This is a genomic window from Streptomyces sp. TSRI0281, assembly GCF_001905125.1.
Taxonomy (GTDB): Bacteria; Actinomycetota; Actinomycetes; order Streptomycetales; family Streptomycetaceae; genus Streptomyces.
Genome location: NZ_LWLE01000001.1, coordinates 886,379 through 900,292 on the forward strand (window position 1 = coordinate 886,379; position 13,914 = coordinate 900,292).

Here is a 13,914-nt window from a genome sequence, read left to right on the forward strand (position 1 = left end):
CGGTTTTTCTACGGATCCACGGACCGATCCAGCGTACGCCAGCCCCTGGCGCCGTCAGCCGCCGGACCGGGTCAGCGTGCCGTACGGAAGACCCGCGCCGCTCTCCTCGGACCGGAACTGGAGCCGGCCGTCCGCGCTCCTGGCGAAGACGACTTCGGCGGTGGTCGTGGTGCACAGGCCCGCCGTGCTGGGGCGGTCGGGGTCGGTGCGCTCCTTGAAGGTCAGCTCGTCGGTGGTGCCGGAGGAGAGCGTGCCGACGCTGTGGCAGCTGACGCTGATGCCGAGGCTGGAGATGGTCGTACGCATCCGGACCACGTCGGTGCCCCGCTTCCCCTCGGTGAACACCGCGGTGAGGGTGCCGTGCGGCTGTCCGGTCGTCCGCTCCGTGAGCGGACCCTTCCAGGTGCCGACGAACTCCTTCGGCAGCGCGTCGACCTGAGCGCCGCCGGAACCGGTCGGCGCGGAGCCGGCGGGGGTCGGATTCCCCTCCTCGGACGGGGACTTGGAGACCGACGGCGCCGTGCCCGCGCTGTCGCTGCTCTTCCGTTCCCCGCCGCTGCCGGGCAGCACGTCGGTGAGTATGCCGGTGCTCACCATCACCACGGCGCAGGCGCTCGCCACGGCCAGGGCGACCGTGCAGCTGACCCGGCGCCCGCGGCGCTCACCTACCGGCTGCGATTCGGCGTTCACGGTGACGGAGAACCGGGGGTCGTGGGTCCGCTGCCCGGGCATTCCGTCCGCACCGGTCTCCCCGGCGGAGGAGAAGAGCGGGGGCCCGGAAGAGAAGGACGGGGGCCCGGGGGAGAAGGACGGGGGCCCCGAGGAGAAGGGCGGGGGCCCGGAGCCGGAGGGCCCGGGGGCCCAGCCGGTGGCGGGCTGCCCGCTGAACGGCGGCGTGGGCGATACCGGACCGAGCCGCCGCCCCAGGGCCGAGGGGCCGCCCGTGCCGGACCCGTCGCCCCCCTCCCCCGGGCCGCCGACTCCCTCGCCCCGGTCCTGGATCTCCAGCGACGCGTTGCTGAACGGCACCGGCCCCGTCTGCATCGGTACGTCCTGCGGCTCCAGGTCCAGCAGGGCCACCGCGGCCCGGCTGACCTCACGCACCAGCGGGCCCGGCAGCCAGCCGCCCGCCACCATCGCGGCGGCCCCGCCGGGTGCGAGCGCGCGGGCGAGGGAGGCCGGGGCGGGCCGGTCCGCCGGGTCCTTGGCCAGACACCCGGCGACCACCTCGCGCAGCCCGCCCTCCAGGTCGCCCAGCTCCGGCTCCTCGTGCACCACCTTGTAGAGGAGTACGGCGGACGAGTCACCGACGAAGGGGGCGGTGCCGGTGGCCGCGTACGCGAGGACCGCGCCCAGCGAGAAGACGTCGGCCGCGCCCGAGACGTCGTGGCCCCGGATCTGCTCGGGGGCCATATAACCGGGCGAGCCGACGGAGACGCCGGTCGAGGTGAGCGAGACGGTCGCCCCGAGGGCCCGCGCGATGCCGAAGTCGATCAGCCGGGGGCCGTCGAGGGCGAGCAGCACATTGGACGGCTTCACATCGCGGTGCACGATGCCCTGCCCGTGGACGACGGCGAGCGCCTCGGCGAGGCTCGCGCCCAGGGTGCGTACCGCGTGTTCGGGCAGCGGGCCGTGGTCGGTGACCGCCTCCGACAGCGGCGGTCCGGCCACATACCCGGTCGCGACCCACGGCACGGGCGCGTCCGGATCGGCGTCCAGGACCGGGGCCGTCCACTGGGCGCCGATGCGCCGGGCGGCCTCGACCTCGCGCCGGAACCGGGCCCGGAACTGCTCGTCCAGGGCGAAGTGGGGATGGACGACCTTGACCGCGACGGTACGTCCTCCCGCGCTGCGCCCCAGATAGACCCGGCCCATACCGCCCGCACCGAGCCGGCCGAGCAGCCGGTAGGCGCCGATGGTGTGCGGTTCGCCGGCTTCCAGCGGCTGCATAAGGACTCCCCCTGTGGACCGTCCGGACCTCCGACCGAAGCCTATGGGGCGGGGGTCATGAGGTCACAGGGAAACGTGTTACCGATTTCCCCCCTAAGGGCACGAAGGGAGGTTTTCGCCACGGTAAAAGGCGCGAATGTGTCGTTCATCCGATCGATACCGGGACGCAAACGAGACTCACCCCGGACGCCGTCCATTATTCGACATCCGGGCACCGGACGTATGTCCGCCCATTCGTTCCATTCGCTCCATTCACCGTCGCGCCGATAAACGGCTGGACGGTACGGGATTCATCCATTCCCGCTATCTCTTCCCGGGACACCTCCGGGCCGCTCCCTGCTGCTCTCAGCCGCCGAGCAGTTCCATCTGGACGTCCGCCGGGTACCCGGTGTCCGCGCCGGTCCGGCGCGCGAACTCCCGTACGCCCGCGAGCTGCTCCGGACCGAAGCGGAAGTCCAGGGTCGTGAAGTACCGCTCCAGCACCTCCGCGTCGAAGGATTCCCAGCGCGCGGCCTGCTCGGCCACCTTGGTGACCTCCTCCAGGGAGACGTCCCGCGAGGCCAGGAACGCCTCGTGCACCTTGGCCGCCTGCTCGGGCTGCGCGGCCAGATAGTCCTTGCGGGCCGCCCAGACGGCGAAGACGAACGGCAGACCCGTCCAGTCCTTCCACATCCGGCCCAGGTCATGGACCTGGAGCCCGAGCCGGGGCGCGTCGTGCAGGTTGGCGCGCAGCGCGGCGTCACCGATCAGCACGGCGGCGTCCGCCTCCTGCATCATCTGCCCGAGGTCGGGCGGGCAGGTGTAGTAGTCGGGGCTGACGCCGTAGCGCTCGGCGAGCAGCAACTGCGCGAGCCGCACCGAGGTCCGCGAGGTCGAACCGAGCGCCACCCGGGCCCGGTCGAGCTGCTCCAGCGGCACCTGGGAGACGATGACGCACGACATGACGGACCCGTCGCAGCCGACCGCGATATCGGGGAAGGCGACGAGGTCGTCGGCGTTGCGCAGGAACTCGACCAGCGTGATGGGGCCGATGTCCAGGTCGCCCCTGATCAGTTGCTCGCTGAGTCTCTCCGGGGTGTCCTTCGAGAGCTCCAGGTCGAGCAGGGTTCCCGTCCGTGCCAGGCCCCAGTACAGGGGGAGGCAGTTGAGGAACTGGATGTGGCCGACGCGCGGCCGGCTGCGACGGTGGTCGCCTTCGAGGGGAGAGACGGTTGAATTGTCCACATCCCGAGGCTAGACCCGCAGCCCTCCGAGGACGTCACCGGGGCGACGCGACACCCTCCCGAGTCGCTTCCGCGTCACGTCATCGGCGGGGCAATCAAACATTCGAGTGAAGTGATCTTTCCCTCTACCGCTCTCCAGAGACTGCGTGCTAGGCTCGACGCAAGTTGCAGTTTGGTTTCCCTTGCAGTACAGAGCCTGCGGAGCATGTAACCCGCAGGCTTTTGTAGTTTTCAGACTTGTTTGCAGGTTCTGGAGCAGGGCAACCCTTTGGCCCAAGGAGGGCTTATGGCTACCGGAACCGTCAAGTGGTTCAACGCTGAAAAGGGCTTCGGCTTCATCGCCCAGGACGGCGGCGGCCCGGATGTCTTCGTCCACTACTCCGCGATCAACGCGGCCGGGTTCCGCTCCCTTGAGGAGAACCAGGTCGTGAACTTCGACGTCACTCAGGGACCCAAGGGTCCGCAGGCTGAGAACGTCACCCCGGCCTAGTTGCCCGGGTCGGCCGATCGCGGCCGTTTTGCAGTACCCAAGGAGCCCCGCTCCTCCGTTTCGGCGGAGGAGCGGGGCTCCTGCCCTTTTCTTCCCTGAACCCCGGGAAGCGTCTGCTCACACCGTGGCGGCCCGTGCCCTGACCGCGTCCGCCGGGTCCCAGCCCGCCCGGGGCACCGAGGCCAGCAGCAGCCTGGTGTACGGGTCGGCCGGGTCGGCCAGCACCGCGGCCGTCGGGCCCTGTTCGACCGTCGTGCCCCGGCGCATCACCACGACCTCGTCGGTGATGTGCTGGACGACCGCCAGATCGTGGCTGACGAAGACGAGGGCGACCCCGGTGTCCCGGCGGATCTCGCCGAGCAGCTGGAGGATCTGCGCCTGGATCGAGACGTCGAGCGCGGCCACCGCCTCGTCCAGGACCAGTACCTTCGGGCCGACGGCCAGTGCACGGGCGATGGCCAGGCGCTGGCGCTGGCCGCCGGAGAGACCGTGCGGCCGGGCGCCCGCCTCCCGCGCGCCGAGCCCCACCTGATCGAGCAGCCCGTCGACCAGGGCCTCCTCCCGGCCGTGCAGCCGCACGGCCGTGGTCAGGCACTGCCGGGCGGTGAGCCGGGGGTCCAGCGAGATGTACGGGTCCTGGAACACCATCTGGATCTCCCGGGCGCGCGCCAGCCGGGCCGCCCGCCCGCGCGGCGTCCGGCGGTCACGGGGCCGCCCGGCCACGGTGACGGTTCCCGCGTCGGGGCGTACGAGGCCCACCAGCATCCGGGCCACGGTCGTCTTCCCGGAACCGGACTCCCCGACGATCCCCAGCGAACCGCCCGCCGGGACGGTGAAGGTGATGTCGTCGGCGGCGGTGAGGTGCCCCTTGCCGGGCAGCGCGTACGTCTTGCGCAGCCCGGCCACGGCGAGCAGCGGCGCGGCTCCGGTGGCGGGGTCGGTGCCTGTGCCGGTGGCGGGGTCGGGGTCGGTGCTGGTGCCTGTGCCGGTGGCGGGGCTGGTGTCGGTGTCGGTGGCCTCCTTCGCGGCGGTCCCGCTCACGGAAGCCCTGCTCGTACCGGCGGTCATCGCTCACTCCTCTTCTCCGTGGCCGTACCCGCACCCGTACCCGTACCCGCGAGCGCGGGCAGGCGGCGGCAGGACGCGGTGCCGCCGCCGTCCAGCGGCACCGGCTCGGGCCGCCAGGTCACGCACTCCGGTTCGGCCTCCGGGCAGCGGTCCGCGAACTCGCAGCCGCCGAACGCGTCCGCCAGCGACGGCGGGCGCCCCGGGATCGGCCGGATCTCCCGCTCGCCCTCCCCCAGGGTGGGCGAGCAGGCGAGCAGCCCCCGGGTGTAGGGGTGCCGGGGCCGGTCGAAGAGGGCCCCGGCGGGCTGCTCCTCGACGACCCGGCCCGCGTACATCACGTACACGCGGTCGCAGTACGCGGCGGCCAGGTGCAGGTCGTGCGTGATGAACAGCAGGCCCAGGCTCCGTTCGGCCCGCAGGGTGCGCAGCAGGGCCAGGATCTCGGCCTGGGTGGTGACGTCCAGGGCGCTGGTCGCCTCGTCGGCGAGCAGCAGTCTGGGCTCGGCGGCCAGGGCACCGGCGATGACGACCCGCTGGAGCATGCCGCCGGACAGTTCGTGCGGACGCTGGCGGACCCGGCGTTCGGGATCGGAGAGGCCCACGGTGTCGAGCAGTTCCACCGCCCGTGCGCGGGCGGCCCGCTTGTCGAGGCCGGTCCCGGCGAGCCGTTCGGTCAGGAAGTCGCCGACGCGGCGGACCGGGTTGAGGGCCGAGCGGGGGTCCTGGTGGACCATCGCGACCGTACGGGCACGGTGTTCGCGCAGCGCCTCACCGCTCAGCGCGAGGACGTCGGTGCCGTCGACGCGTACCGAACCGGAGACGGCCGTCTCAGCGGGGAGCGCGCGCAGTGCCGCCCTGGCGGTCGTGGACTTGCCGGAGCCGGACTCGCCGACCAGGCCGACCACTTCGCCGCTCGCCACCCGCAGGGACACCCGGGTCAGGAGGGGCCGGGCGGCGCCGGGGAGTTCGAGGGTGAGGTTGTCGATGTCGAGGAGCATGCGGCTACCTCCCGCTGTCGAGTCGGTCGGCGGCCCAGACCCCGACGACGTTGAAGGACACCACGACCAGGGCGATGGCGACGCCGGGGACCATGGCCGGCAGCAGCGCGCCCTGGACGACGGCCGCCTGCCCCTCCTGCACCATCAGGCCCCAGTCGGAGCTGGGCGGCTGGGCGCCGAAGCCCAGGTAGGAGAGTGTGGCCAGGGACATCAGGGCCTCGCCGAACAGCACCACCAGATAGCCGGTGATCGACCGGCCGAGGTTGGGGACGAGATGGCGGGCGCAGATCCGGGCGCCGCCCATGCCCTGGACGCGGTAGGCGTCGATGTAGGGCTTGCGGCGTTCGGCGAGCGCCACGGAGCGGGTGTATTTGGCGACGGTCGGGGTGTAGGCGAGTCCGAGCGCGAGCACGGAGGTCGTCATTCCGGCGCCGAAGACCGCGATGATCAGCACGGTGAACAGCAGCCCGGGAAAGGCGTACATGACGTCGGTGAGCCGGGAGACCACGGTGTCCGCCCAGCCGCCGCGCCAGGCCGCGAGGGTGCCCAGGGCGACTCCCAGGACGGCGGCGATGGCGAGCAGGAGCACCGGCGCGATCAGGCTGGTGCGGGCCCCGTACAGCACCCGCGAGAGCAGGTCCTGTCCGGAGGAGTCGGTGCCGAGGAGGTGGGCGCCGGTGGTGCCGTTGAGTGACGCGGAGAGGTCGATGGCGTCGGGGGCGTACGGGGCGAGCAGCGGGGCGAGGACCGCGGCGAGGACCACGAGGGCGAGCGCCGCGCCCGCGACGACGACGCCGGCCGGCCACCGGTCCCCGGTCCGCTTCGGGAGGAGAGGGGTGGAGAGGGTCGTGCTCATGCGGCGGCCTCCTTCACCCGTGGGTCGAGCAGCGGGTGCACCAGGTCGACGAGGGTGGTGACGACGATGTAGCCGGTGACCATCAGCAGGAGGACGGCCTGCGCGACCGGGAAGTCGTGCGTGTTGATCGCGCCGACGAGCAGCGAGCCGATGCCGCTGATCCCGAACGCGGTCTCCACGACGACGGTGCCGGCCAGCATGCCCGCCATGACCAGGCCGCACATGGTGACGATCGGGCCCAGCGCGTTGCGCAGGACGTGGCGGAGCACGATCTCGCGCTCCGGTACGCCGGATGCGCGGGCGACCTCCACATGGTCGGCGGCGCCCGCGTCGGCCATGGCCTGCCGGGTCACCCGGCTGATCAGCGCGAGTGCGCCGAGCGCCAGCGCCAGGGCGGGCAGCGTCAGATGGTGCAGGGTTCCGGCGAACCCCTCGCCGCCGCCGGTCACCGGGAACCACCCCAGCTGGACGCCGAACAGCGCGACGAGCGCGATGGCCGAGACGAACGAGGGGACGGAGGCGGCCAGGGTCGTCCCGCCGACCACGGCCGAGTCGATCCAGGTGCCGCGGCGGACGGCGGCCAGGATGCCCGCGCCGACGCCGAGGACGACGAAGAGCACGGTCGCGTACGCCACCAGCGCGAGCGTCGTCGGGAAGCGGGCGGTGAGCAGATCGGCGACCTGGTCGCTGTATTTGAAGGAGCGGCCGAGGTCGAACTGGAGGCAGTCGCCCAGCCAGCGCCCGTACTGCACGACGAGGGGCTCGTCGAGGTGGTACTGCGCCCGGACCAGTTCCAGCTTTTCCGGGGTGAGTTTGTCGCGGCCGCCGGCCAGGAAGACGGCGGGGTCGCCGGGTGCCGCGTAGACCGCGGCGAAGATGACGAACGAGGCGGCGAGGAGAGTGGCCAGCAGTCCGGCCAGCCGCCGGGATATCCGGGCGAGCATCGCGGAATCAGCCCTTCTTCGCGCCGAGTTCGGCGGCCCACGGATAGTAGAGGTAGGCCATGGAGGCGGGGGGTCCGGTCAGCTTCTCGTTCAGGACGAGGACGGACGGGACCTGGGCGACCGAGATCCAGACGGCGGCGTCGGTGAAGGTCTTCTGGACGTCGACCGTGAGTTTCGCGCGGGCGGCGTCGTCGAGGGTGCCGAGCGCCTGCTTCACCTTGGCGTCGTACGCCTTGTCCGTGAATCCGACCCAGTTGTTGGAGGAGTCGGAGAGCGCGTTGTCGTAGAAGCCCATCGGGTCGGCCTTGGAGATGTACCAGTCGCCGACCAGGACATCGATCTCGCCGCGGATCTCCGGGTCGCTGTAGAACTGCTCGAACTGCGCGGTCGGCACCGTCTTGATCTGCCCCTTGAGGCCGATGCGCTGGAGTGCGGCGCGCACGGCGTTGGCGACGACGGTGCGGCCCTGGCTGGCGTCCGTGCCGATCACGATCGGGGTGGCCGCGTCGGCTCCGGCGTCCTTCACCAGCTCCTTGGCGGCGGCGAGATCGTCGGTGGTGGGGGCCGCGGGGGCGTACGCGATGTTCTTCTGGGCGGCTTCGAAGACGGGCTTCTCGTAACCCCACGCGCCGGAGCCGACCGGGGTGCCCCACGGCTGGACCATGCCGCCGTAGCCGGAGGCGGCGATGCCCTTGCGGTCCAGCGCGAGCGAGAGCGCCCGGCGGACCCGGGGGTCCTTCAGCCCGCCGCGTTCGGTCGGGATGAGGACGAGGGAGGCGGTGGAGGGGCCGTAGTGCTGCTCGATGCCCTTCTTGCCGTTGAGCGCGGAGGCGGTGTTCGGCGACTCGGCGTACGCGCCGTCGGCGGCGCCGGTCGTCAGCGCGTTGACGAGGGCGCTGTCGGTGGCCCAGCGGAAGGTGACCTTCTTGGTCAGCGGCTTCTCGCCCCAGTACCCGTCGTAGCGCTCGATGGTGATCGAGTCGCCGGACTTCCAGCCGCCGAGCGCGTACGGCCCGGTGCAGGCGTCGGGCTGTCCCGGGGTGCCGAAGTCCTTGCCCGCCTTCTCGACCTGCTCCTTGTTCCAGACGATGCCCGCGTCACCGGCGAGCGCCTTGGAGAACAGGGCGTCCGGGGCCTTGAAGGTGATCGTGATCTGCCGGTCGCCGGTCTTCTTCATCGCGGCGATGTTGCCGAACTCGTCGCCCTGCTCCATGTCGGGGTCGGCGTGCCGCTGAAGGCTCCACAGCACGTCGTCGGCGGTCATCGGGGTGCCGTCGTGGAAGGTGACTCCGGAGCGCAGGGTGAGGACGAGGGTCCGGTCGTCGGGCGTCTCGGCCTTCTCCGCGAGGAAGGGCTTCGTCGACATGTCCGGCTGGAGCTGGTAGAGCCGCTCGCAGACGTTGGTCAGGACGACGCGGCCCGCGCTGGAGCCCTGGGTGTCCAGGTCGAGCGAGTCCGGTTCGTCCTCCAGCAGCCAGTCGGCGCCGGCGAGTTCGCCCTTGGCGGGGGCGGTGACCGGGGTGAGCGTCAGCTTGGCGGCGTCGGTGGCGGTGCCGCTGCCCGAGGTGTTCTGGGTGGCGCCGCTACAGCCCGCGGCCGCGACCATCGTCGCGACGACGAGGCCCGCGGCGAGTGCCGTCCTTCGTGAAGGGATGTGGGTCATCACTGCGTTCCTGTCAGTTCTGGCCGTACGGGCCGTCGTAGAGGTTCCAGGGGAGGTGCTGGTACTCGCGGTCGCAGGGGGTACCGGCGGTGACGTGGTAGTCGCCGGTGGTCAGGTCGGCCAGCGAGGAGACGAGGGTCGTCCAGTGCTTGACGACGGGCTGCCGGGGGTCCGGGTGGGTGCACAGGGACTCGGGGTGACCGAGGTGGTCCGACATCGCGCGGCGGATGATCCGCCGCGACTCGTCGGGCCCGGTGGAGCCGCGCAGCGCCTTGAGGCCCTGCTCGGCGCGCGGGACGCGGACCAGGGAGTCGGACGACATGGGGCGGTATCCGGCGGCGGCCAGCGGGGCGGGGATGCCGGCCTGGTAGTGGTTGCCGTGCACGAGCAGACCGTCGGTGGGATACATCCAGCCGTGCCCGGCGGGGGTGGTCTCCAGGTCGATGGCGAAGCCTTCGCGGCAGGTGAGCAGGGCGTTGCTGGCGATGTGGGCGCGGGTGCGGCACAGCACGTCGAGGGCGTCGGTGATGTTGCTCTGGTCCAGGACGCTGCGGCGTACGACGGTCTGGGGCAGCCCGATCGTGTCGTCGAAGCGGCCGCCGAGACCATTGGCGTTGAAGGCGATCCCGGCGGAGTTGGCGCCCTGGCGGCCGATCTGTCCGGCCTCGACCTGCATGATCAGGGTCGGCCGCGGCGGCTGGACGATACGGATCATGACGACGGTGTCGGCGACTCCGGCCCGCCAGTCCCAGTTCTGTCCGGCGTAGACGTGTCCGTCGCCGCTGGCCTCGCCGTAGGCGGCGAAGGAGGTGCAGCCCTCGGCGGGTTCCTCGTCGGGCAGGCCGGCGGGCTCCTCGTCGGACGCCTGCCCGTCCGCCCGCATCCGCGCGAAGGACTTGTCGTAGATGACCTCGCCACGGGCGTTCAGGGCGAGGACGTCCAGCAGGCCGACGCCCGCGCCGTCCGCGATGCCCCGCATCTCCTCGACGAGGTGGGGTGCGAAGTCGCGTACGGGGTCCAGCCAGCGGGCGGCGCGGGCGGCGACCCGGGACCAGGTCAGCCCGGCGGACTGGCCGAACGCCTCTTCGTAGTAGCCGAGGGCCGCGCGCAGTTGGGGCCGTACGGCTTCGCCGTACTGGCGGCCCCGGTCGAGCGGGCTGCCGGAGATCTCGATGACCGGGAGGACCCGGGCGGGGGCGGGTTCCGTGGGACGGGGTGCCATTGTTCTCCTCGCGACGGAACGCTTCCGCGACCGGCACCGCAGGATCACCACGATCCTGTAACGTCGATTTCAGAAAGCGTTCCCTTTGGAACGTACTGCCCAGGACAGTAACGCCGGTCACACGGAAGTCAATGCTTGTAATGGAAATTCCAGAGAACGAGACCGGAGTGACGCGTCTCCGTGCCGCGATTCGCGACCAATGGGAGGAACTGTCCGCTTCCGAGCGGGCGGTGGCGCAGTATCTGGTCAGCGCACCGGTGGAGCAACTGCTCTTCGCCAGCGCCCAGGAGCTCGGCGCCGCCAGCTCCACCAGCAACGCCACCGTCGTCCGCGCGCTCCAGCGCCTCGGTTACGCCGGTCTGCCCGCGCTCAAGCGGGAGCTGGCCAACGACTTCACCTCGGCCGTCGCGCCCGAGGTGCGCCTCAAGCAGCGCATCGCGTACGTGGGCCAGGACCTGGACTCCATCTGGGCCGATGTCTTCGACGAGGCCCATGAGCGCATCGACCACGCCCGGCGCCTCACCGAACCGGAGGCCCTGAGGCGTTCGGTGGCCGCGCTCGCCGAGGCGCACGAGGTGTTCTGCTACGGGATCGCCGCCTCCGAACCGGGCGCCCGTCACCTGGCGCTGGCGCTGGGCCGGATCGGCCGCCGGGCCCGCTTCGTCTCCGAGACGGGCTTCGCCCTCGCGGACCAGCTGCTGGCGCTCGGCCAGGGCGACGCCGTGGTGATCTTCCAGCCGGGCCGCCGGCTGGTGGAGCTGGCCGTCATGATGGACCGCGCCCGCGCGGTCGGCGCCAAGGTCGTCCTGGTGACGGACGAGCTGGGCGAGGCGTACGCGGACCGCGTCGAGGCCGTCCTGACCGCGCCGCACACCCCGACCGGGATCACGGCGGAGTCGCTGACGGGGCTGCTGGTCGCCGACGCGCTGCTGCTGGCGCTGGCCACCCTGGACGAGACCCGGGCGGTGGAGTCCTCGCACCAGCTGACGGCGCTGCGGGAGCAGTTGCTGGACCGGAAGCGGCGCGACTGAACGCCTTCGCGGACGCCTGAACGCCTTCGCGATGCGGCGGCGCTCGCCCCCGCGGCGCGCCTGAACGCCCTCGCAGCGCGGCGCGGCGGCGCTTGACCTTGACACCGTGTGAAGCTGTGCAGTGGGAGCCATCATGTTCACCATCGGAGACTTCGCCCGGTACGGGCGGGTGTCGGCCCGCATGTTGCGTCACTACGACGCCATCGGCCTGCTGCGCCCCGACCGCACCGACCCCGCCACCGGATACCGCTTCTACGGCGCCGCCCAGCTCGCCCGCCTCAACCGCGTCATCGCACTCAAGGATCTCGGCTTCACGCTCCAGCAGGTGGGGGCCGTGCTCGACGAGCGGGTGGGGCCCGAGGAGTTGCGCGGGATGCTGCGGCTGCGGCGGGCGGAACTGGAGGCGGCCAGGTCGGCGGCCCAGGCGAGGCTGGCACAGGTCGAGGCGCGGCTCCGGTCGATCGAGAGCGAGGGGCACATGCCCACGGACGATGTCGTACTGAAGACCGTTCCCGCGGTACGGGTGGCGGAGCTGACCGGGACCGCGGCGAGTTACGGGCCCGAGGACATCACCGAGGTGATCGTTCCGCTGTACGACCGGCTGTTCGGCCTGCTGGACACGGCGGGGCTCTCCCCGTCCGGTCCGGGCATCGCGTACTACGAGGACGCCCCGTCCGGCGGCGGCGCGATCGCCGTGCACGCCGGGGTGACGGTCTCCGCCCCTGTGGGCCCGGTCGGGGCCACCGGGATCACGGTGGTGGAGCTGCCCGCGTTCGAGGCGGCGACGATCGTGCACCGGGGCCCGATGGACACCGTCCTGCCGACGGAACAGACGCTGGCCCGGTGGATCGACGCCGGTGGCTACCGGTCGGCGGGGTACGCCCGGGAGGTCAACCTGGAGTGCCCGGACGACCGGGAGAAGTGGGTGACGGAACTCCAGGAGCCGGTCACCGGGGCCTGACACACGGACCGGGAGTGAGGGGCCGCGTGCCCCTCACCCCCGGTCCGCCCGGTTCACTGCCCCGCCCACAGCCCCTCGTCCGTCAGCCCCAGCAGGTCGATCGCGTTCCGGCGCACGATCCGGTCCACGACCTCCGCGTCCAGGTGCCCCATCTGCTCCTCGCCGACCTCGCGGGAGCGGGGCCAGGTGGAGTCGGAGTGCGGGTAGTCGGTCTCGTACAGGACGTTTCCGACGCCGATCGCGTCGAGGTTCTTCAGCCCGAAGGCGTCGTCGAAGAAGCAGCCGTACACATGCTCCGTGAACAGCTCGGACGGCGGCCGGTGGACCTTGTCGGCGACGCCGCCCCAGCCGCGGTTCTCCTCCCAGACCACATCGGCGCGTTCGAGGATGTACGGAATCCAGCCGATCTGACCCTCCGCGTACATGATCCGCAGATTCGGGAAGCGCTCGAACTTTCCGCTCATCAGCCAGTCGACCATCGAGAAGCAGCAGTTGGCGAAGGTGATGGTGGAGCCGACGGCGGGCGGGGCGTCGGCCGAGGTGGACGGCATCTTCGAGGAGGAGCCGATGTGCATGGCGATCACCGTCCCCGTCTCGTCGCAGGCCCGCAGGAACGGATCCCATTCATCCGTATGTATGGACGGGAGCCCGAGATGCGGAGGTATCTCGGAGAATGCCACCGCGCGCACGCCCCGCGCCGCGTTGCGCCGGACCTCCTGTGCCGCCAGCTCCGCGTCCCAGAGCGGGACGAGGGTGAGCGGGATGAGCCGTCCCCGCGCCTCGGGACCGCACCACTCCTCCACCATCCAGTCGTTGTACGCCCGGACTCCGAGCAGGCCCAGCTCGCGGTCCTTCGCTTCGGTGAACGTCTGCCCGCAGAACCGCGGGAAGGTCGGGAAGCACAGCGCGGACTGGACGTGGTTGACGTCCATGTCGGCGAGCCGGTCGGGCACCGAGTACGAACCCGGACGCATCTGCTCGTAGGTGATGACCTCCAGCCTGATCTCGTCCCTGTCGTAGCCGACGGCGGTGTCCAGCCGGGTGAGCGGCCGGTGCAGGTCCTCGTACACCCACCAGTCGCCGACCGGCCCTTCGTCACCCTTCGCCCCCATCACGGGCGCGAACCTGCCGCCCATGAAGGTCATTTCCTTGAGCGGCGCCCGGACGATCCGCGGACCGGTGTCCGCGTACTTGGACGGGAGCCGGTCCCGCCAGACATGAGCGGGCTCCACCGTGTGGTCGTCCACCGAGATGATCTTCGGGAAGGTCTCCATGCGTACCACGGTAGCGTTGATCTGACGAACCGTCAGCTATCTGTTCGCGATCGGCACCCGGCTCGGTTCCCGAATCGTTGTCGAGGGCTTGTGCAGAGCGTCACCCACTGCTGACGAGTCGGCCTAAAACAAGGCAGACTGTTGAGCGCGATACCAGCGGTACGGAGCAATCCGGATGCCCGTCATACATCGGCACACAGGCAGGCATTCCGACACAGGCACCAGAGCAGGACC

Annotated in this window: 12 protein-coding genes; 3 read left to right on the top strand and 9 right to left on the bottom strand. The window is 71.3% G+C overall.

Going from position 1 to position 13,914, the window contains the following annotated elements; all coding sequences use genetic code 11:
- Positions 1–54: 54 nt before the first annotated feature.
- The gene (locus A6A29_RS04100) at positions 55–1,950 is read right to left on the bottom strand and encodes a serine/threonine-protein kinase (protein ID WP_073718489.1); all 1,896 of its coding nucleotides are present in this window, start codon (positions 1,948–1,950) and stop codon (positions 55–57) included.
- 345 nt (positions 1,951–2,295) lie between these two features.
- Positions 2,296–3,174, bottom strand: a complete 879-nt coding sequence (locus tag A6A29_RS04105) for a menaquinone biosynthetic enzyme MqnA/MqnD family protein (protein WP_073718490.1) — start codon at positions 3,172–3,174, stop codon at positions 2,296–2,298.
- A gap of 285 nt (positions 3,175–3,459) precedes the next feature.
- Here A6A29_RS04105 and A6A29_RS04110 point away from each other — a divergent pair, with 285 nt between their 5' ends.
- A complete protein-coding gene (locus A6A29_RS04110) occupies positions 3,460–3,663 on the top strand; it encodes a cold-shock protein (protein WP_006347360.1) in 204 nt (67 codons plus the stop codon).
- Between the two features lie 117 nt (positions 3,664–3,780).
- Here the strand turns inward: A6A29_RS04110 and A6A29_RS04115 are convergent, their stop codons facing one another.
- Genes A6A29_RS04115 through A6A29_RS04140 form a run of 6 tightly spaced genes read right to left on the bottom strand, consistent with a single transcriptional unit; the run spans position 3,781 to position 10,414 of the window.
- Positions 3,781–4,731 (bottom strand): ABC transporter ATP-binding protein, encoded by a 951-nt coding sequence (locus A6A29_RS04115; protein WP_079182559.1) that lies wholly within the window; start codon positions 4,729–4,731, stop codon positions 3,781–3,783.
- Positions 4,728–5,729, bottom strand: a complete 1,002-nt coding sequence (locus A6A29_RS04120; protein WP_073718491.1) for an ABC transporter ATP-binding protein — start codon at positions 5,727–5,729, stop codon at positions 4,728–4,730. Before A6A29_RS04120 ends, A6A29_RS04115 begins: the two co-directional genes overlap by 4 nt.
- A gap of 4 nt (positions 5,730–5,733) precedes the next feature.
- Entirely contained in the window at positions 5,734–6,585 is an 852-nt protein-coding gene (locus A6A29_RS04125) for an ABC transporter permease (RefSeq protein ID WP_073718492.1), read from the bottom strand.
- A complete protein-coding gene (locus tag A6A29_RS04130) occupies positions 6,582–7,529 on the bottom strand; it encodes an ABC transporter permease (RefSeq protein ID WP_073718493.1) in 948 nt (315 codons plus the stop codon). The genes A6A29_RS04125 and A6A29_RS04130 overlap by 4 nt, the downstream gene beginning before the upstream one ends.
- A gap of 7 nt (positions 7,530–7,536) precedes the next feature.
- Positions 7,537–9,192 (bottom strand): ABC transporter substrate-binding protein, encoded by a 1,656-nt coding sequence (locus A6A29_RS04135; RefSeq protein WP_073718494.1) that lies wholly within the window; start codon positions 9,190–9,192, stop codon positions 7,537–7,539.
- 13 nt (positions 9,193–9,205) lie between these two features.
- Complete coding sequence (locus A6A29_RS04140; protein WP_073718495.1) at positions 9,206–10,414, bottom strand: C45 family autoproteolytic acyltransferase/hydolase; 1,209 nt, start codon at positions 10,412–10,414, stop codon at positions 9,206–9,208.
- A 131-nt stretch (positions 10,415–10,545) separates the two neighbouring features.
- On the opposite strand from A6A29_RS04140, the gene A6A29_RS04145 reads away from it, so the two are divergent.
- Together A6A29_RS04145 and A6A29_RS04150 are read left to right on the top strand one after the other, a co-directional pair.
- A complete protein-coding gene (locus A6A29_RS04145) occupies positions 10,546–11,445 on the top strand; it encodes a MurR/RpiR family transcriptional regulator (RefSeq protein ID WP_385729016.1) in 900 nt (299 codons plus the stop codon).
- Between the two features lie 133 nt (positions 11,446–11,578).
- Entirely contained in the window at positions 11,579–12,406 is an 828-nt protein-coding gene (locus tag A6A29_RS04150) for a MerR family transcriptional regulator (protein WP_073718989.1), read from the top strand.
- A 53-nt stretch (positions 12,407–12,459) separates the two neighbouring features.
- On the opposite strand, the gene A6A29_RS04155 is transcribed toward A6A29_RS04150, so the two are convergent.
- Positions 12,460–13,680, bottom strand: coding sequence for an amidohydrolase family protein (locus A6A29_RS04155; RefSeq protein WP_073718497.1), 1,221 nt, complete (start codon positions 13,678–13,680; stop codon positions 12,460–12,462).
- Positions 13,681–13,914 lie beyond the last annotated feature (234 nt).